The organism is Klebsiella sp. M5al (assembly GCF_002090195.1).
Taxonomy (GTDB): Bacteria; Pseudomonadota; Gammaproteobacteria; order Enterobacterales; family Enterobacteriaceae; genus Klebsiella; species Klebsiella grimontii.
On record NZ_CP020657.1, the window covers coordinates 2,579,893 to 2,600,125 of the forward strand.

At 52.3% G+C, this 20,233-nt stretch carries 17 protein-coding genes and 1 pseudogene; 8 read left to right on the forward strand and 10 right to left on the reverse strand.

The features are described from left to right. Positions 1–36: 36 nt before the first annotated feature. Positions 37–1,299, forward strand: a pseudogene (locus tag BWI76_RS28320) (SGNH/GDSL hydrolase family protein); the annotation flags it as partial. A 563-nt stretch (positions 1,300–1,862) separates the two neighbouring features. Next, positions 1,863–2,570, forward strand: a complete 708-nt coding sequence (locus BWI76_RS12360) for a LamG domain-containing protein (protein WP_145977450.1) — start codon at positions 1,863–1,865, stop codon at positions 2,568–2,570. Positions 2,571–2,672: 102 nt separating this feature from the next. Here BWI76_RS12360 and BWI76_RS12365 read toward each other — a convergent pair whose 3' ends face one another. Together BWI76_RS12365 and BWI76_RS12370 are read right to left on the reverse strand one after the other, a co-directional pair. After that, entirely contained in the window at positions 2,673–3,470 is a 798-nt protein-coding gene (locus BWI76_RS12365) for a hypothetical protein (protein ID WP_004139326.1), read from the reverse strand. A 6-nt stretch (positions 3,471–3,476) separates the two neighbouring features. Then, positions 3,477–5,423 (reverse strand): SGNH/GDSL hydrolase family protein, encoded by a 1,947-nt coding sequence (locus BWI76_RS12370; protein WP_004139324.1) that lies wholly within the window; start codon positions 5,421–5,423, stop codon positions 3,477–3,479. Positions 5,424–5,514: 91 nt separating this feature from the next. Here BWI76_RS12370 and BWI76_RS12375 point away from each other — a divergent pair, with 91 nt between their 5' ends. Beyond that, positions 5,515–6,066 (forward strand): recombinase family protein, encoded by a 552-nt coding sequence (locus BWI76_RS12375; RefSeq protein ID WP_004139322.1) that lies wholly within the window; start codon positions 5,515–5,517, stop codon positions 6,064–6,066. Positions 6,067–6,085: 19 nt separating this feature from the next. Here the strand turns inward: BWI76_RS12375 and BWI76_RS28775 are convergent, their stop codons facing one another. Beyond that, complete coding sequence (locus tag BWI76_RS28775) at positions 6,086–6,193, reverse strand: YnaM/YnfT family protein (protein WP_350066352.1); 108 nt, start codon at positions 6,191–6,193, stop codon at positions 6,086–6,088. A gap of 361 nt (positions 6,194–6,554) precedes the next feature. Between BWI76_RS28775 and BWI76_RS12380 the strand changes: the two genes are divergently transcribed. From BWI76_RS12380 to BWI76_RS12395, 4 genes are all read left to right on the forward strand, one after another. Continuing rightward, positions 6,555–6,974: a translesion error-prone DNA polymerase V autoproteolytic subunit gene (locus BWI76_RS12380; RefSeq protein ID WP_004139320.1), complete on the forward strand. Its 420-nt coding sequence runs from the start codon at positions 6,555–6,557 to the stop codon at positions 6,972–6,974. Between the two features lies 1 nt (position 6,975). Continuing rightward, entirely contained in the window at positions 6,976–8,241 is a 1,266-nt protein-coding gene (locus BWI76_RS12385) for a Y-family DNA polymerase (protein ID WP_004139318.1), read from the forward strand. A gap of 135 nt (positions 8,242–8,376) precedes the next feature. Continuing rightward, positions 8,377–8,676, forward strand: a complete 300-nt coding sequence (locus tag BWI76_RS12390) for a putative quinol monooxygenase (protein ID WP_004139317.1) — start codon at positions 8,377–8,379, stop codon at positions 8,674–8,676. Between the two features lie 349 nt (positions 8,677–9,025). Next, positions 9,026–10,009: an MDR family oxidoreductase gene (locus BWI76_RS12395; protein WP_004139314.1), complete on the forward strand. Its 984-nt coding sequence runs from the start codon at positions 9,026–9,028 to the stop codon at positions 10,007–10,009. A 59-nt stretch (positions 10,010–10,068) separates the two neighbouring features. Here BWI76_RS12395 and BWI76_RS12400 read toward each other — a convergent pair whose 3' ends face one another. From BWI76_RS12400 to BWI76_RS12430, 7 genes are all read right to left on the reverse strand, one after another. Next, entirely contained in the window at positions 10,069–10,725 is a 657-nt protein-coding gene (locus tag BWI76_RS12400; RefSeq protein ID WP_004139312.1) for a TetR/AcrR family transcriptional regulator, read from the reverse strand. Positions 10,726–11,234: 509 nt separating this feature from the next. Further along, complete coding sequence (locus tag BWI76_RS12405) at positions 11,235–12,407, reverse strand: diguanylate phosphodiesterase (protein WP_064371712.1); 1,173 nt, start codon at positions 12,405–12,407, stop codon at positions 11,235–11,237. A 227-nt stretch (positions 12,408–12,634) separates the two neighbouring features. Next, the gene (locus BWI76_RS12410; protein ID WP_004139309.1) at positions 12,635–12,946 is read right to left on the reverse strand and encodes an SOS response-associated peptidase family protein; all 312 of its coding nucleotides are present in this window, start codon (positions 12,944–12,946) and stop codon (positions 12,635–12,637) included. 204 nt (positions 12,947–13,150) lie between these two features. Next, a complete protein-coding gene (sapB, locus tag BWI76_RS12415; protein WP_004121215.1) occupies positions 13,151–14,116 on the reverse strand; it encodes a putrescine export ABC transporter permease SapB in 966 nt (321 codons plus the stop codon). Further along, on the reverse strand, positions 14,113–15,756 hold the full coding sequence (sapA, locus tag BWI76_RS12420; RefSeq protein ID WP_004139307.1) for an ABC transporter substrate-binding protein SapA: 1,644 nt from the start codon (positions 15,754–15,756) through the stop codon (positions 14,113–14,115). Before sapA ends, sapB begins: the two co-directional genes overlap by 4 nt. Before the next feature lie 363 nt (positions 15,757–16,119). Next, positions 16,120–16,404, reverse strand: coding sequence for a hypothetical protein (locus tag BWI76_RS12425; RefSeq protein ID WP_004139305.1), 285 nt, complete (start codon positions 16,402–16,404; stop codon positions 16,120–16,122). Positions 16,405–16,573: 169 nt separating this feature from the next. After that, positions 16,574–18,880: a helix-turn-helix domain-containing protein gene (locus BWI76_RS12430; RefSeq protein WP_004139303.1), complete on the reverse strand. Its 2,307-nt coding sequence runs from the start codon at positions 18,878–18,880 to the stop codon at positions 16,574–16,576. Between the two features lie 169 nt (positions 18,881–19,049). Between BWI76_RS12430 and BWI76_RS12435 the strand changes: the two genes are divergently transcribed. Further along, positions 19,050–20,219, forward strand: coding sequence for a M20 aminoacylase family protein (locus BWI76_RS12435; protein ID WP_004139301.1), 1,170 nt, complete (start codon positions 19,050–19,052; stop codon positions 20,217–20,219). Positions 20,220–20,233: the final 14 nt, after the last annotated feature.

The window sequence follows — 20,233 nt, forward strand, 5'->3', positions numbered from 1 at the left end:
TCGTTTGCGCGAACGCCTTTTTTGGAGCAAAAAAACATGGCCTTTAACCCGGAGCTGGGGAGCACGTCTCCCGCAGTGCTGCTCAATAACGCCGAGCGCCTGGATAACCTGGTGAATTCGGATGCTCTCACCGTGCCAGATCGCGCGGGCGTTGATCTGGATACCTGGCGCGGATTCATGGCGAAAAATGATGAGGTCAGGCAGAACCTGATCCCACTTAGTCGCCAGTACATGACGCTGGCAGCGGCGCAAGCGGATATCGCGAATATCCCTGATGGATCGACCACGTATTACCGCAGCCCAGATGACAGCGCGCTTGCTATTGAGGTAATGAATACTGGCGGCACACTAACAGCTACTGGCAGGAAGATGCCATCGCAAGAATCTGTTGATGATGTTAATAAAATTGCTTCTGGAACCGAAAGAAGAACGTCGGGAGTCAAAGTTGTTAATTACGGGGATGGCAGATTTGTCTGGGCTGATATTAATTCACGTCAATCCATGGCTATAGAATTAAATGGCGACAAGGTTCTCTACGGAAAAACGAAGGCAAACGCACTGACAGTTACGGAGTCTATGGATATGGGGAATACACAAACTATTCCATCAGATGGCTCTGCCTACGTTAACGGCTGGGGAGGTAAGAATTACCGGATCGCTTTTGGCTTACGCACTGACCGCAGGACTGTTGATTTACATGGCGTTCCGTTGACAACCCAGCGCGGGGCACTTCCGAATGACGTGTTTACAATTGGCGACTCCATACCCGCATACGGGATATCATCCTCTCAGCCAAATGCTACTGGTACTTTATATCCTCCACTTACCAACGCTCAAAGTTGGGTTACGTGGGCTATGTTGATGACAAATGGACGATATAGTTATGTCGGAACATCAGCAACACCTGGGTTTACAGCCGCGCAAGTGTTAGCCACTCATGTACCGAAAGCAATCGCAGCAAAACCGTCTTTCTGCCTTGTAATGTGCGGTCGTAACGATGTGGTGAAAGGGATTGATATTGAGTCTGAAACACTCCCGGCTATGACCAATATATTCAGGCAACTAAGGTTCGCAGGTATCATTCCTGTTGTATGTTCAATGTCAGCACAAAGCGGTAATACTGACGCGCAAAATTTGGCACGTTACAAAATTAACGACTTCTGTCGTCAGTATGCAGCGAAGTATGGACTCCCGTTTGTAGACCTTCATGCGGCCACTACCGATCCGCTGACTGGCGGATGGATTGCGGGTTATAACCAGGATGTTTCGCATCCAACACCGCTAGGTGCAAAAGCTATGGGTAATGCCGTAGCCACCGCAATGGCAGAATGGCAGGCGCCTACAACACCGCAAAAAGCAGAGTCAGTAACAACCCCGGCCAGCAGCAACAACATTTTAACTAATCCGTTATTTGTCGACTCATCTGCTGGACTCCCTTCTGACTGGTCTGCTGATGTCGCCGGGGGCATATCCATTACGCAAGAAAACAACATTAAGGGTAATGTCTGGACTGTTACCGGCAGCGCTTCACCATATCCGCGTTATTTCCGCACGGTCACTGTTGAACCAGGCAAGAAATACGGTTTCGGATTCATGGTGAAAATATCTGGCACTGGTGCGGTACCAAGCTGGATGTCTTGCTACGCGAAATCTGGCAATTCGCTGACTGACTCAGCAGGTGATGTTTATTTCGGAGGGATTCGTGGCTGGCGTTTAACAACTGATTGGGGTTATTACTATTTTGAGTCTGTAATTCCGTCTGGCATTACGCAAATGACAATTATTGTACAAGCGCAAAGTGGTTCTGTTTCTCTCGCACAAATGGGTGTTCTCACAATAACCGATACTACTGGACTATAAATATGCCACTTCAAATAGAAAACACAAACTATGATGAAATTTACCCATTGGCCTTTCCTGTCATGACAATGAATACACAGGACAGTACAGGAACATATTCTATGGCAAACGCCATGGACTTTAGTGGCCTTGGTAACAACCTTACTACTGCGGCCGCATTTAATTCGCAAGGTATGGTTTGTACCCCAACTGGTTCATCTGCAACCATGCCAGTTGCAGAAACCGCAGCGCTATCATTTGTTATAGCGATAAACATTCCGGCGACCCCGGTCGGAGGAGCAGCAAACATTCTTTCAATGGTAACACCGGCACTGGCTCCGTTCACTGGCCTACGTTTGACACAGTCAACATCAGGAACTGGAGTTATCCTTGTCGCATCAGGGGTGGCGTCTCCTACCAGTACTCTGTTGGATATGGGAGGGATTACTGGTGGATGGACAGCCTTCGCGGTGAGCATTTCTGCGACAAAAATCGAGTATGTTCGCGGTAGTGGCGCAACGAGCAGTGCAACTATCACGCCATCCCGATCAGTGAGTTCAAACAACATTGTTATCAACGGTGCACCAACTGGGAGTCAAATCACGAATGGGGTAGCCGGAACGATCGGTGGGCTGGCATTGTACAGTAAGGCGCTATCTGTGGCTGAGATGACTCAGCAAATAAACAACATGAGAGGCTTTATGAATACAAAAGGCGTAATGATTCCATAAAGAGCAGTGGGCGGCGTAACCAATGCTCTCAGGCATATATGTCGGTTTACGAGCAGGTTATATAAGTGATTAGCGGCTATCAATTATGATAGCCGTCATCTATTAGAGATCTGTAATCCCCCAGGCGGAATTAAGATATGCACTTACACTATCTAGGACTGAAGCGACCTGAGCCTGAGTCAGCGCTGTTTCAAAAATCAACTCCATCCCCATCGTAATATTTGCCCCTGCTGGATAAGCAGCTGGTGCATGATGCGACCCGATGCGGATCGTACGGTCGGTATAAGCTGTGCGGCTGGTCAGGTTTTTGGAGTTCTGCCAGTTCAGGGCGCCTCCCTGCCGGGCTGCAATCCTCGCCACATTATTATCACCGTCAACCAGCTCAACAAACGCGGCCCATCTGGCGCTGTCGTACGCTGCGCTGTAATAGTTGATCATGTTCAACGGCGTAGCACCGTTATCCTCAACAAACGCTCCGTAAAGGCTTTGCCCGGAAAACAGAAATGCAAGCCCGTCGCCGCGGTAGACAGCCGGTGCGCCGGAATAGCTGTAGTTCCCCATCATGAATGCCTGCTGCGTTTCGGTGGCCGCTGTCGGCTTTACCGGCTTACAGATCACGATATGCGTCTGGTTTTTGGTTGAGACCTTCCCGGTATCAAAACAGTTTCCAAAACTACAAATCGCCCCAAATTCGGAGAGGATTGTCGGGGTTCCGATTTTTGTCAGCGGGGCGGAATTGTCGGCGCGATTCCTCATGCTCAGGTCTGCTGTTCCTCCCTGAATGTACAATCCTTTAAGCCCCGCTGTTACAGGAAGGTCTGGCTGCATGAAATGACCTTTTTTCGGATGTGTACCGGGGATCACGACATCACCGAGTTTTGGGATATAAACAGTATTCATAATAAATTAGCCTTTAATCAGTGCGTTATTGAGTGATGATGCGACCAGATTACTGCCTGTAGCATTCGGATGAAGATTATCGAGGAAACAGCCCAGGCTGTTCATTTCTGTCCAGGTGTCAAACAGGTCATAGATGCTGAAGAACTCGACATTCAGCGTCTGCGAGATGTCGTGCATTACGTCACGGAAATTAACGAGCGGCGTTACCGCCGTTCCGTTCGTGCGGGGTGGTGCCATCAGGATAAAACCAACGTCTGGCAACACCGCGCGGCAGGCGGCGATGTACGTCTGCAATGCGGTTTTAAATACCTGTGTCCCGTCAGAATTACGGTAATCATTGTTGCCGATGACGATACAAATGACGTCCGGCTGCATCGTGCTGAGGTACTCAGAGATTTTGTCGGAGAACAGCAGAAACTGATCGGCCAGAATCCCGGAGTTACCCGCCTTGCTCATCACGCAGCCAGCCACACCGGCGCGCAAGAGGTAAAAACCGTGGATGGCCACACGCCCGGTATTGCCATCAGTTTTGACGTAAATTGTCCTGGCCTCGTCGGCCATGCCTGTCAGCAACACCGATTTTGTCGCGCCGGTATTCCCGCAGACAACCTCAGTCCACTGAGTGACCCCGCCAACGTCGTAGCCGTACTGAAACTTACCGTTCAGGTCCTGGTAGTAAATCCGGCAGTCAGTGCAGCGGACATTCGTCACCCTGAAATAGGCCGTGCTCGTTGTGGTATTGATTGACTGGCCGTCAATACCACAGCCATAAAGCGGCGCTCCGCTCGTCGGTGACGAGTCATACAAATCCCATCCCTCTGATCGATATATTCCCGAACCGTCGCGCGCGGCCCCGTAGTTAACCGTTCTCCAGCCCAGACCCGCATCACCGTAATCATTGTGCAGCAGCCCGGCGATAGCTGTGGCCAGTTCGTTATTCTGCGTCCAGCTGTCCCCCGTCAGCATGAAATGTGGACGGACTGCCAGGCCTGCTTTGAGCTGTGCTTTCTTCGCTTTCCAGCGCCAGAGCGTCCGGCCATCAGTATGGAGCGGGATATTGTAGGCGGCGGTGTACATCCGCCCCTGAAACCAGCTGACCATATCCCCGCGAATGTTCGGCCCGACCCCACTGGCATCAAGCTTTCCATCATGGAACCAGAACGGGACGTTCCCGGCGGCATCCATCATCCCCGGTACAAAGCCAGGGGATACCAGAGGGACATTCTGGTTAAGCGCGCTGGCGATGATACCGTTGATATAAGCCCATATTTTTTCCAGCAGCCCCGTCGCAATTGCCGACGCATCCAGCCCGCCATTCCAGTACACCGGTACATTTCCCGCGCGGTCCATGAATAACGGAAAAAAGCCTGGGGAAACCCCTGTCACTGGTGCATTCAGCGCATCCCCCAGCCGCGCATGAACATCCTCATAGATCATCTGATACAACGATGTGGCAATACGGGAAGCCGCAAAACCATTATCCCAGTACACAGGCACGTTTCCGGCCCCATCGACAAAGAAGGGGAAGAAGTCACCGCTGACGGTGCCGGTGGCAATAAACTTATCGATAAACTGGATAATTGCATCGACAGAGCCCTGAGAGGGCATTCTGCGCCCGGTTGCCGTCAGTGTCCCGGCGACATTTCGGTATTCGATCGCCAGAGCGGAATCATTCGGACTGCGTGCATAGGTGGTGGCGCCTTCTGGAATACTGGCAATATCAGCCTGAGCCTTTTCAACACTCTGGTATTGCTTGCCAAGTGGGATCAGGTTCTGGCGAGTATTTTCGACAATAGCAGCGAAGGTTTGCAGCATCAGGCGCCAGGAGTCCAGCGGTTGCCCGGCACGGTCGGGAACGGTGCCCGCTGGCCCGTTAACGAGTTCGTCCAGGCGAGTGGCGTTGTCGAGCAGCACAGCGGGCGACGTGCTCCCAAGTGGCGGATCAAAGGCCATGTTTTTTGCTCCAAAAAGAGGCTTCGCGCAAACGAGGGTTTGAGCGAAAGACTGGAGCTTTTTACAATCAGCTATTTCAAAGGGTTACATCATGCTGATTGGTTATGCGAGGGTATCAACCGGGGATCAAAACCTCGATTTACAGAAAAACGCGCTGTTACGCGCAGAATGTGAACAGGTTTTCGAAGATACGGCCAGCGGAAAGAATGCCAGACGACCAGGGTTAAAGCGTGCGCTGCGGCGGCTGCGACCGGGTGATGTGCTGGTAGTCTGGAAACTGGATCGGCTGGGGCGAAGCGTGCGTGACCTGATCACTCTGGTATCGGAGCTGCAGGCGCGCGGGGTAAATTTCCGAAGCCTGACTGACAGCATTGATACCAGTACGCCAGCAGGACGTTTTTTCTTCCACGTCATGAGTGCACTGGCGGAAATGGAAAGAGAGCTGATCGTCGAGCGTACCCGCGCCGGTTTAGCAGCGGCAAGGGAGCAGGGGCGCATCGGTGGCCGCCGCCGGATAATGACCACCGAAGTTGTGGAACGCTGCCGCCGGATGCTGGAGAACGGAGCTACACGCCAGCAGATAGCCGATGTGATAGGTGTAGGGGTGAAGACTATCTATAAATATCTGCCAGTAACGGGATGAGCTTTAAGCCTAATGGCTATCAAAACTTTTCGTGATTATTTGATATGCCTTCCCACAGTTGTAAAAGCCCAAACATCATGAGTCCTGAGACAGTAAAGAGTGTTGCGGCAACGAGTAAAGTAGTCATTTAAGAGCCTGTGTTTTATTGATTACATATAAGACACCACTACATAAAAATAGTTGCTGATCTTTACAAAACAATGAAGTTTTGCTATCAGGCACTTCAGAGCCCTACCTGGTAACCGTATGCAAGAGCCCGCAGATGAGCAATTTGCTATGGAGGCGGTGCCATAGCTGCAAAATTTTATCGTCGCACTGTTCGCAAAATCATCAAACAGTTAAGCACTGAAAACATTTTAAGACTTACCGTACTTATTACATCAATAGGTTACGCCAATGACGGAAATTGATAGGCGGAAACTATATTGATATGTCGCTGAGCTAAATCTACTGTATATATAAACAGTGTTTATGTGAGCGAGTCTATCATGCAGTTCTACACGCCCGTTGAGTTACGCAAAATCATCCTGATCCCGTTGTACAGCGACCTTGTTCAGTGTGGTTTTCCAAGTCCTGCGCAGGATTATGTTGAGCAACGCATCGACCTTAACGAGCTGCTGGTTAACCACCCCTGCGCGACATATTTTGTCAAAGCTGCGGGCGACAGCATGAAGGACGCCGGGATCGGGGAGGGGGATCTTCTGGTCGTGGATAGCTCAAGAACCGCAGTTCATGGTGATATCGTGATTGCCGCTGTGGACGGGGAATTCACCGTTAAGAAGTTGCAACTACATCCACGCGTTCAGCTTAACCCAATGAATCCTGCATATTCGCCGATAGTTGTCGGAAGCGAGGATACTCTCGACGTGTTCGGGGTCGTTACTTACATCATTAAATCAGCGGGCTAAGATGTTTGCGCTTTGCGATGTGAATTCATTTTACGCATCGTGCGAGACGGTGTTTCGTCCTGACCTGAAAGGGCGGCCAGTAGTCGTCCTTTCCAATAACGACGGGTGTGTGATTGCTCGTTCCGCTGAGGCGAAGCCCTTCGTCAAAATGGGGGAGCCGTACTTCAAACAAAAGGACATGTTTCGCCGGCACGGCATTATCGCGTTTAGTAGCAACTATGAGCTCTATGCCGATATGTCCAATCGTGTGATGACCACGCTGGAAGAACTGTCTCCGCGCTGCGAAATTTACAGTATCGATGAGGCATTTTGCGATCTGACAGGAGTTCGTAACTGTCGCGACCTTACCGACTTTGGCCGGGAAATTCGCGAGACGGTTCTGCGCCGGACGCACCTCACGGTCGGCGTCGGCATAGCACAGACTAAAACCCTGGCTAAGCTGGCAAATCACGCAGCGAAACAGTGGCAGCGGCAGACCGGAGGCGTGGTTGATTTGTCGAACCTGGAACGGCAGAGAAAGTTAATGGCTCTATTGCCGGTTGATGAAGTATGGGGGGTTGGGCGCCGCATCAGTAAAAAACTTGAGTCTATGGGGATAGACACGGTGCTTAAGTTAGCCGATACGGATATCCGTTTTATCCGGAAGCATTTTAATGTGGTGCTGGAGCGAACAGTACGAGAGTTACGCGGGGAGCCTTGTCTCGGTCTGGAGGAATTCGCGCCGGTGAAGCAGGAAATTGTGTGCAGCCGTTCTTTCGGTGGCCGCATCACTGAATATCATGAAATGCGACAGGCGATATGCAGCTATGCATCGCGCGCAGCCGAGAAACTTCGCGGCGAGCATCAGTATTGCCGGTTTATCTCCGCTTTTGTCAAAACCAGCCCCTTTGCGCTCAACGAGCCATATTACGGCAACAGCGCATCAGTAAAGCTGCTGACCCCGACCCAGGACAGCCGGGACATAATCACCGCGGCGACTAAATGCTTCGATGCAATCTGGCGAGACGGACATCGTTATCAGAAAGCAGGGGTGATGCTGGGCGATTTCTACAGCCAGGGTGTGGCACAGCTGAATCTGTTTGATGATAACGCACCACGTCAGAACAGCGAGAAACTGATGGAAGTTCTCGATCATATCAATGCGAAAGACGGACGGGGAACTCTGTATTTTGCAGGGCAGGGGATCCAGACTGCATGGCAGATGAAGAGAGAAATGCTATCCCCGCGCTATACAACGAGGTTCCGTGACCTGCTCAAAGTTAGATGATTCGGCCATTAACGGTAGTGGTTATGCTGCTACTACAGTCCGCTTAGAGCGAGAAGCGGACCTTTTGTATGAAATAGCTATTCACACTGGCACTATCCCTCAAAAGCCCTGGCCATTTTTAATGAAGGAGTTCACATGCTAAAGGTTATTGCCGAAGATTTTATCAAAACTGAGTGCGTCGACACCGTTCTCCCTTTATACCGCGAGCTTATCGCGGCAACGAAGCAAGAGCCTCTGTGTATTGCTTATGATTTGTACCGGGATGAAAAGGATCCGGGGCATTTTATTTTCATTGAAGAGTGGCCTGACCATACGGCACTTGATGCGCACTGCGCCAGCGAGCATTTCACTCGGCTAGTACCTCTGATTGATCAATATGCGCGTAAAGCTGCTCAGTACATCCTAATGGATAGTCTGGTGCAGCCTGAGAGATAAAGCCTCGTTTCTGATACGGGAATGTCAAACTAAAGAGCTTAATGTCAGCTGTGAGCGAATAGCTGACCAACTTCTCTAAGCCTGCTTGTTTTATCTCATCCTCAGGCTACGCCCTGAAGCGTCGACTGTGTATCTTGCAGGACCGCTAACATTGCCGCCATTATAATTTAAAACCGAACCTGGCTTGATATTAATCAAAAAAGACAGATTTAACCTGATGAAAAGAATGATAATTCTTGTGTGATGACAAAACACTGGGATAGTAGTGTTGATTATTAGACGATCGGTCAATATTATTAATTGACTACTTTATAACTAAACGGCCTTCGGCCAGAAAGACGAGGTAATAGTGTTTAAATCTTTATTAATCAACAAAGCAGATGAACGCTACAGCGCGCAACTTGCTGAAATCGCTGAAAGTGAGCTGCCGCAGGGGGATGTGGAGGTCAATGTTGACTATTCATCCATCAACTATAAAGATGCTCTGGCCATCACGGGCCGTGGCCCAATCGTCCGGCACTTTCCAATGGTGCCTGGCATTGATTTTTCCGGTACGGTGTCCGCCAGTTCACATCCAGATTACCAGACTGGAGATAAGGTTCTTCTGACCGGCTGGGGGGTAGGAGAAAAACACTGGGGCGGACTTTCCGAAAAAGCGCGGGTAAATGGCGACTGGCTGACGCCGCTCCCGGCTGGCGCAAACAGCAAACATGTTATGGCAATCGGAACAGCTGGTTTTACCGCGATGCTGTGTGTCGACGCATTATTGAGTCATGGTATTAAGCCTGAAGATGGTCCGGTACTTGTTACCGGTGCCAGCGGAGGTGTCGGGAGTATTGCGGCCATGATCCTGGCGTCGATGGGTTACCGCGTGACTGCGTCTACCGGTCGCCCGGAAGAAGCTGCCTGGCTTTATAAAACGGTCGGTGTAGAGGAGATTATTAACCGTTCCGAGCTTTCCTCCCCTGGAAAACCGTTACAGAAAGAACGCTGGGCTGCCGCCATTGATACAGTCGGCAGCCACACGCTTTGCAATGCCTGCGCCGGGGTGCGGTATGGTGGTATTGTAGCGGCCTGCGGCATGGCACAGGGTATGGAGCTGATGGGGAATGTGGCTCCGTTTATCCTGCGTGGCGTCACGCTTAAAGGGATTGACAGTGTCATGTTTGCGAAAGAAAAAAGAGCGGAGATCTGGCAGCGGGCGGTCAAGTATTTACCAGAGTCCAGACTGGATAGCCTCACTACAGTATACCCGCTGAGTGAAGCCATCAATGTGGCCGAAAAACTACTGAGTGGCGGAATTCGTGGCCGGGCAGTAATTCAATGTAGTTAATCAGATGGATACCAGGCTCAGCTTGGGTTTATTACTTTTTTAGGGGCCGCGGCCCCTTTTTACTGTTCAGCTGTGGCTTCCTGAGAGGGCAGATAGTGTACTGAAGCTTTGAAATAGCTCCAGAAGTCACATACAGGTTGAGTTGAACAATATAGTTTGGCACGCATTACGGCACCTTCCCAGCCACTCCAGAAAATAGCCGCCAGTTGTGTTTCATTCATATTTGAACTTATTTCGCCCAAAGATAACGCGTCGGAAAGACAGGCCGCAACAAGTGCCTGCCAGCTCTCAAGAATATTCTGTAGCAATTTAATAAAGGATTGTGGAAGCCCCGGACTCTCCTGCATCATATTTCCAACCAGGCAGCCGCGGGTGAAATTGTATTTTTTAATCCCCTCGCAGGCATCATTGATGAAATTATCCAGACGTACCATTGGTGTGCAGGATGATTCATGTAGATGTTTTTTGAGTTTATGCTCGAAGAAACTGTTATAGGCATTCAGAACGGTCTGTGCATATTCCTCTTTACTCTTGAAGTAGTAATAAAATGAGCCTTTAGGAACATTGGCGTTTTTAACGATGGCATCGACTCCCGTCGTAAGAAAACCATTCTGCGTAAGCAGTTCAAGTCCGCTACGGATCAAGTCATTACGAGTATCTGCATAGGTACTTTCTGTCTTTCGCGGTCTTCCCCGTCCACGATTTTCGCCTGTCATGACTCATCTCCTACATTATATCAACGCAAAAGAATAAGTGATTTTGCGCGAGAGCTTCAATCAGTTTATCCCCAGGAGTGGCGAATTGGTCGCTTTTGCCTGCTGGACAGTGGCATTACCTGTCACCATAACGCCATCACCGCTGAGCAGTACAGAGTTAGCAGCGTCCACTTCTGACTGTGAGTTCAACGGGGCGATGTAACGCTATCCTTAATCAAGCGGGACGTTATCAAAGCTATAGGTTTTTGGTAGCCTCAATCAATTCTGGCTCCCGACTCTTCACATTACCTACCGCGCGGGAAACCAGGTGCCAAGTGAAAGGGTCTACTGACGCTGAGCTATCCGTAGAAATCCTTTCGGCTTTTGACCCTTGCATTTTGCCTCATTTATTCCCGTGTTGCTACGGTCCTGGACTCGCGGGTATAGGTGGTCAAAATCAGTCAGGCGTTTATTTGTCTCAAGCTCACGACCGTAAACGCCTTTAAATTCATCACAACTTTCCGCTATTGCTAGATATCCGTAGGGTCCGGCCAACATACAAATGGCAAGCCATCAGCAGAGTATCCTGAAAAAAGCTCTCCCTGAAAGTAAGTGATACCTGCTGATTCAAGCCACATCCATTCTTCAGCTTTCTCGATTCCAGTAGCACATATTCTTATCTCGAGAGTATCACAACAATTTATTATGCTTTGAACTACAGCTTGTTTTGCGCCATCTTTGTGAATATTTCTAATTAGCTCACTATGAATCTTAATTTTCTCAGGCTGGAATTTTGTTAGGAGGAGTAAGCCTGCATGTCCTGACCCAAAGTCATTAATGGCAACGCTTATACCAGCACTTTTAAGTATTCGCACTGCATATAAAAAGCCATCAATATTGGCGAAAAGGTCCTTTTCTAAAAACTCAATGATAATTTGCTCAGGAATAAGGCCGCTTTGTTGAATATACTTGAGCAGCGAGCAAGGGGCATCACTAATCTTGATTATAGTAAATGGTGACAGGCTTATAGAAACCCTTTGTCCAGAATGAAGAAAACTACCTGCCTCAAGAAGAGCAAGTCGTTTTGATTCCAAATCATACTGTAATAAATCTATTCCATCTAAACCAGTTGTCTTGGGATTACTGAACTGGAACGAATGGACTTTTCTCGCTAGAGGGTCTACTACGGGATTTATTAGAAAGGAACTAACAACGCTAGGGTTTTCAGGGAGTAAAGATTCCCTGGAAAATTGCCATTCTGCAACTGACGGCAATTCATAGTATTTTTCTTGTTGTTGGGACTCTATGAATGTCCGAAAAAAACGCAATGCTCTATCATTATAAAGCAGTTGGTGTTGTGTAGTCCCTCTGTTCAGAATTGCTTTCAGGCAGTCTTCATGGCTATGTAAATCAATATCAATTAATTCCATGCCCGCATTACCAAATCGCCTGAAAGGTGCAACGTCATTCAAGAGTTCAACAATATTAAAGTGACGAGTATCGCTACAGATTTTATTGTAAATTTCATTGACTTGGGGCTGAGGTCCTTCCAACAATTGTAGAAAGTGAATCCCATTGAAAACCAAAATCCCTGTAACATCACTTTTGATGTTATGTGCATTTGCGAGCTCAACCATTTCCATGATTGAGGTTCTTGAAATGCTACTATGGGCATGGCTGCGGTAAATGATAGTTGTAAGCATCTCAGTTCTCGCTGTGGTGTTTAAAAAGAGATTAGCAGACTTATGAACTGAAATTCGAGAAAATTATAAAATTTTTTAACATACTACGAAGGATAAAATGTCCGCAATTTTCATGAAGGATTTGGTATCAAGTCATCACCATAGAATGTTTTTTACACACGATACGTAAATAATTTCTTGACCTTTTAAAACGGGAAAGAGTAAGTCTACCGGTTAATTTTACTCACTTACACCTGTCGTCGGTATAGCAAACAGCGAGCCATGTTGCTATAGAGACCGAAACATCCAACTTGTCGCGGAGGTTTCGACGCAGCGTTAATGAGCGCTGGCTTATCCCACCACCCTGGAGCGTAACCCCAGTGAACTGGACCGAGGTGCAGCTGTTCGTTACGTTCGCTCAGTAACAGAACTTTGGTACCAGGTGCGACGTTGTAACAGCCGATCGGTTCGGGGTCAAAGGCGATATCCAGCTCGGCCTCTTCAGCAAGGTAAGCCAGATATTCTTCGCGTGTCTGTGATTGGGCAAATCGTCCGCACATGGTTACCTCCAGTCTTCGGACTGAAAGTATAGAAGGTGTGGAGGAAACGTAGGAAGGGAACTCCGACAGCCATCTAACTGATGACTGTCGGAGCTGTCGTCAAAAATAATGTGTACAAAATTGTGTATTAAAATCAGGATGGTCACACAATTTTTAAGTTTAATTTATTGTTTTTAATTGATAAATAATTTTGTTTTGTAGGTGCTATCGTAGGGCATACCATTCCTTATGTTTCAGTGGGTTTGCCATCGCACCCAAAATATCGGATATCACGTTCACAATAATCACCAGCGCGCCGATGACCATCACGCCCGCCGAGATCGCGGCGTAGTCCTGTTGACGAATGGCGTTGATGAGCCAGCGGCCGAGCCCCGGCCAGCTAAAGACCATTTCGGTAATCATCGCCAGCGTTAGCATGGTGGAGAACTGCAGCCCCAGGCGTGGGATCACCGGCGGTAGGGCGTTGTGCAGGACGTGGCGGTGTAAAATTGTCCGCCGCGATACGCCGCGGGTGGCGGCGGCTTTGACATAGTTGGTGTCGTACACTTCGCTGGTGCTGATGCGCATCAGACGGATCACTTCCGTCGTCGGCGCCACCGCCAGGGTCAGTACCGGCAGCACCATGTGCCGCGCCGCGCTGACGATCATTTCATGACGCCACGGCGAATCAGAGAGCCATGCGTCGATCAGCGCAAAGCCGGTGACCGATTTCACTTCATAGAGAAGGTCGAAGCGCCCGGAAACCGGAAACCAGCCCAGGGTGAGGGAGAAGAACAGGGTCAGCAGCAGCGCTAGCCAGAAGACGGGAATCGAAAAGCCCAGCAGCGCCAGGGCGCTGATCAGGGTATCTGGCCACTTATTGCGCATGATCCCCGCCAGCATACCGACGGGGATCCCGATCACCAGCGCAAAACCGAAGGCGAGGATACAGAGCTCCATGGTAGCGGGAAAGACCTCTTTAAGCTGCTCGGAAATCAGCTGTCCGTTGATGCTGGAAACGCCGAAATCCCAGTGCAGCACCCCCTCAAACCAGAAGAGCCAGGCGTTCCACAGGGAGGCGCCCTGTAGCGGCGCGTGGGGCGTAAAGTAGCTCAGGCTAAAACCGACAAAGGTCAGCAGGAAGAGGGTAATCAGCAGCAGCAGCAGGCGACGCAGGGTAAAAATAATCATGGTTTTTTCACCTCGTCTTCTTTTTCCCGCGAGACGCCTGCAAAAGAGGCGTTGCCAAACGGGCTCAGCACCAGGCCTTTCATATCGTAACGATAGGCCTGTAAACGCAGGGAGGAGGCCAGCGGCAGCACCGGTAGTTCATCGGCAAGAATGCGCTGCGCCTCTTTATAGGCTTCGATGCGCGAGGCCAGCTGCTGCGAAGTGAGCGCCTTTTGCAGCACCTCGTCGAATTCGCGATGACACCAGTGAGCATAGTTGGTTTGCGAGGCAATCGCCGCGCAGCTCAAGAGCGGACGGAAAAAACTGTCCGGATCGTTACTGTCCGTTGCCCAGCCGGAAAGCGTCAGGTCGTGGTTCATATCCATTAATCTGGCCTCCTGAAAACGGCCTTCGACCGGCATAATAATCACCTTCACGCCAATTTGCGCCATATCCGCCTGGATAAGCTCGGCGGTTTTTAGCGGGCTGGGGTTCCAGGCCTGCGAGCTGGTGGGCACCCACAGCTTAAGCGTGAGCTTTTCCAGCCCCAGGGCTTTCAGCCGGGCGCGGGCTTCGGTGGGGTTATATTCGGTGATCCTGGCTTCGTTATCGTAGGCCCATGAAGCGCGAGGCAGCATGGACGCCGCGGTTTCCGCCGTGCCGTAGTAGATCGACTGCATCAGGCGCTGGTTGTTGATGGCCAGCGCCAGCGCGTGGCGTACCTCCGGGTTATCGAGCGGCGGCTTAGCGGTGTTAAACGCCAGCCAGGCGATATTCATTCCCGGACGCAGGGTCAGGCGCAGGCGCGGGTCATCGCGCAGAATAGAGAGCTGGCTTGCGGCGGGCCAGGCCAGCACGTCGCACTCGCCGGTCAGCAGTTTCGACAAGCGACCGGTGCCGCCGGAGCCGAGATCGACCACCACCTGCGGCATCAGCGGTTTACCGCGCCAGTAGGCCGGATGGCGCTGCAGGCGGATGTACTGACCGCTGCGGTACTCCGCCAGCTGGAACGGACCGGTGCCGACCGGTTGCCGATCGATCATTTCCTGACGATCGCTCTGCGCCAGCTTCGCGGCATACTCTGCCGACATCACCGAGGCGTAGTGGGTGGCCAGGTGCCAGAGGAACGAGGCGTCCGGGCGTTTGAGGCGAAACTCCACGCTATGACTATCCAGCTTCCGCACGCTTTCCACGCTGTCGGCAAACTGTAAGCTATCGAAATAGGGGAAGCTGCTGCCGTTAACGTTGTGCCACGGGTGGTCGCGATTAAAAATGCGGCCAAAGGTGAAAATCACGTCATCGGCATTAAAATTGCGGGTCGGTTTGAACCAGGCGGTGGTCTGGAAAGGCACGTTGTTGCGCAGATGGAAGCGGTAAGTTGCGCCGTTGTCCAGCACCTCCCAGCTTTCAGCCAGTTCGGGGACCAGACGATAGGTATAAGGATCGACATCAAGCAGGCGGTCGTAGAGCTGGGCGGCCAGGGTATCGACGATCAGGCCGCTGCTGACTTTTTGTGGGTTAAAGGTGTTGACCTGACCGCTGACGCAATACACAAAGCCGCTATCGCGAATGTCGGCGTGCGCAGGCAGCGCGGGCGCGGCAAAAGCTTGCCCGCACAGCATAGATACCGCTGCCAGGAGAGAAGACAATTTCAGGCGCATAGTTTCTTTTTGATTATAGAGCAAGGCTCTATCTTATTAATATTAAATAACATTTACCACCACCTTATTGCTTATGGAGATAATATAAGCGATGGTTGCGTCGGTTATTTGACCAACGGATTCAAGTTCATACCGCTTATTAACTTCGAGTATACCTCGTAAATCACCCGACGTTTGGCATCAGGCAAGCAAGGGGTTGAGCAACGCGTATTTTCGATTCATCTGCTGCACGGCTTGAGGATGCTATGGGTATTGAGCATGGCGCTTATTTGCGTCGCAGCCCCGATATTCGCCACATGGTATCTTTTTATTTGCGGTTTCTCCAGCGAGCCGTATCCGCACGGCTCGCTGGATGTTGAGGCGTTAGAGGGGAAGGAGGCGGTTATAGCGGGCGATATAATCTTTGGGATTTATTTCCAGCTTTCCACCATCGTGATGGATGGCGACATAGGTACGCAGGACCAGGCCGCTGTTCTGCGGCGTAATTGTCCAGCCCTGTTGACGATATGAATCTTCGGTTGAGCGGATAAGCAGGTCCGAAAAGATCATCATGACCGAAAGCGCCGGCGCGCGGTGGCTTTTCATGGTATGGACCAGGCTGACGTGCGCCGCATAGCGGCCAAGCGTAGAAGGATTAACCGGAATCATCTTTATTTTCAGTCCATTGAGTCATGATGCGCCGATGATAGTTCACATGAAGATATCTTGCTAGTTACAATTTTTTAACTACATGGGAACCGGCTCCCGCGCAGTCAAACGCCATTTTCCACGGCACAGGTCGCTTGCGGGAAGAAATCTCAATGTGACGCTGTCACTTTTAGTCCGTGAGCGGCGTGAATTCATAAAGCGCCAGCGCGTTGCTCTCCAGCGTGTCGACAAGCTGCCAGCGGTCGCTATCCGGCGTCTCTTCGCTGACGCGCAGCGCCGGGCGCGCCCGGTGCATCAGCCAGCGATAGTCCTCCTCGTCCGGCCCGCTTTGGCTGCGAAAGGCCTCGAATAGCGGGAAGAGCGCGCCATGGTGCTGATCGAACAGATGCTGTTTGATTCGCCAGCGCCCCTCAAGGCCGAGGAGCCGCACGCTCCAGGGCTGACTGAAGCGCTGGGTAAACGCCTCCTCGCTGGAGAGCCAGGGGTTGAACACCACCGTGTTGCGCAGCAGCAGCTGATAATGGCCGTGATGGCGCAACAGCAGCAAGTTCTTGTCGTTGATCAACACCTCGCCCCGCAGTCTGCGCCATAGCCACAATACCCAGTAGACCGGTCGCGGCAGACCGTGGAGATAGTGCAGCGCCAGACTGGAGGTATCCAGCTTGCCGTTAGCCCGGGCTTCTCCCTGCAATCCGGAATTCAGCCAGAACCCTGCCAGCCAAACCCGATCCGCCAGTCCCAGCAGATTGTCCATCAGCAGCGCACCGCGAAAGAAACGGCCGTTGGTATCGCGGGTATCGCCGGTGAGGGTATTCCACGAGAGCAGCCAAAGCGGCAGCAGGAGATGCCGCTGGCGTAGGGCGCTATGGAGCTTGCGTAATTTGTGTACCGGATAGTTTTCGCTGGCGGCCAGCTTCTGGCTGTCAATCTGCGCCAGATCCAGCAGTTCGTTGGCATCGGCCTGGCAGGCAAGAAAATCCGCCTCGGCCAGCAGCGGTGAGCGCAGAAGGGGATCGTCCTCTACCTGTTGGGGAAAACGGTGCCAGATCCCCAGCGCCGACTGCGGCGATAGCCTCTGCAGGATCGCTTTTTGTTGCCGCCAGGCGTGCTGGCGCGCCTCGTCGCTGGCCTGGGGGGACCAGTGCCAGACGAAGCGCCAGCTGGCCAGGGTTGTCGGCGGAAAATGGTTGGCGGAGAGCCGCAGAAAGCGTTGCAGCAGATCGCCGCGGGTGGTGAGCCCGGTATGCAGTATGACCGCCCAGCCCATTGTCGCCAGCCAGCTAAATATGCGCTGCAGATTATACCAGCAGGCGTAGCCGGCCATTTGCGGATCGTCCCAGCCGGTGCTGAACAGACGGCTGCTGAGAAACGGATCGTGAATATCGATGGCGAATATCGGCAGCGCGCCGTGCAGCTGTTCCAGCTCGCGGCGGACATCCTCGCGCAGCAGATCGTCCAGTTCACGAACGGTCACGACCATGCGGGTGTGACGCAGCGGCGTGGCGCGCGCCGGCAGTTCACGCACATCAAGATGGCGGGTTTGCTGGGGATTGAGCCGCAGCGGCGGGCTATCCAGGCCGTTGGTTTGCGGCGCATTGAGCCGGGCGTACAGCCGATCGATTGACACCGGCTGCCATCGCTCGGTCTGCTGTAGGTGCGGGCGGGGAGATTCGACCGGCTTCTGCGGGTGCTGCTGGCGGAACTGGCGCGGCGTCAGGCCGTGCTCGCGTTTAAACAGGTCGCTCATCACCCGGCTGCTGGCGAAGCCATGCTGCTGGGCGATCTGCTGCACCGACCTGCGCGTGGCCGTCAGCTGCTCGGCGGCCTTGCGCAGGCGCAGCCCGGTAATGTACTGCATAAAGCTGATGCCTACCTCTTTGCGGAACAGACGCGACAGCCAGGCCTCGGAAACAAACTCCGCGGCGGCAATCTCCTGCAGCGACAGGCGCCGTTGATAGTTGGCGTCGATTCGCGCCACCACTCGGTTAATTCGCTGACTCCAGCGTTCGGCGCCGCGAGGCGCCTGGGCGGTCAGAGGACGGCTGAAGCGTGACGCCAGCAGAAGGGCGATTTCGCTAAGCCAGCGGTTGGCCTCCAGCCGATAGTGGGCCTGCGGATTGACCAGGCCGAGGACCAGCAGCTGGCGCATCAGATAACGTAGCGTGTCCTCGGCATCGCGCGTTTCGCTGCTGATCTGGTAGCCGGCCGCAAAAAAATCGCCATCAAGGCGCGTTAGCCACCCGGCGCTGAGCGACAGCGTCATCACTACATTCGCCGTCTTGCTGCTCAGGCGCCAGCGGTGGCTGCGGTTGACTATCGCCAGCTCATCCTGCTGAAGGTATCGACCCGTCTCTTCATTGTGGAGCTCGGCGCTGCCCTCCAGCAGCCATATCAACGTCAGCGCATCGGTTTCCTCTTCGCGACACTGACGGATATCACGAACCGCTACCTGAAAGTCGCCTGAATGATGGTCCACCGTCGCCTCCTGGAGACAAAAAACAGCACGTCATTTTTTGTCATAACCGTTTTGTATGAAAAACACTCATTAATAATCCGTCACTATAAAACAAAAAAGCGCATTTTAAAGCCGTCAGGGATGCATAAACTCGAAAGTGTCGTGCAAACACAACACAGGAATAATAAAAATGACACACCCGATTATTGAGGCATTACAGGTTAACGAGGCGCAGTTTGTCGCGCTTCGCCGCCGTTTCCATCAGCAGCCGGAAATCGGTTTTGAAGAGCATAAAACCAGCGAAGAGGTTGCCCGCCTGCTCGGCGAATGGGGCTATCAGGTTCACCGCGGTCTGGCGGGCACCGGCGTGGTCGCTACCTTAAGCGCGGGCGACGGCAAAAAACGCCTGGGGCTAAGGGCGGATATGGACGCGCTGCCGATGCAGGAGATGAGCGGCAAGGCGTGGGCCAGCCGGGTCGATGGACGTTTTCACGGCTGCGGCCACGACGGCCATACCACCACGCTATTGTACGCCGCGGAATATCTGGCGCGTACCCGACAGTTTAACGGCACGCTACAGCTTATTTTTCAGCCCGCCGAAGAGCTGCTCTACGGCGGTCGGGTCATGCTCGAAGACGGCCTGTTTGAGCAGTTTCCCTGCGATGCCATTTTTGGCCTGCATAATATGCCGGGGCAGCCGTTAGGTAGAGTTGGCCTGCGCGATGGAGCGATGATGGCCTCCTCGGACACTCTCCATATTGAAGTCAAAGGGGTGGGCGGCCACGGCGCGGTGCCGGAGCATACCGTCGACGCCACGCTGGTGGCCTGTCATATCACTCTGGCGCTGCAATCGATTGTTTCCCGCAACATCACGCCGTTTGAACCGGCGGTGGTGACCGTGGGCAGCATTCAGGCCGGGCACGCGCCGAACATTATCAACGACAAGGTGTTAATGAAGCTCACGGTTCGCACCTTGAACGAACAGGTTCGCGAGACCGTCCTGCAGCGCATCCACGATATCGCCGTCGCTCAGGCCGAGAGCTTTAACGCCAGCGCCGCCTTAACCCACGTAAACGGTAGCCCGGTTTTAAGGAACGATCCGGTAGCCAATGAGATGGTACGCACGGTGGCGACCGCGCTGTTTGGCGAGGCGCAGGTCGGCGAGGTGAAACCGTTTATGGGCAGCGAAGACTTTGCTTTTATGCTTGAGCGCAATCCGAACGGCTGCTATTTCACCCTCGGGGCCGGGGACGAAGCGGATCGCTGCATGGTGCATAACCCCGGATACGACTTCAACGATGCGCTGTTGCTGAAAGGCGCCGCGCTGTGGTGCGCCCTGACGGAACACTACTTGCGTTAATGTCCGCAACGAAG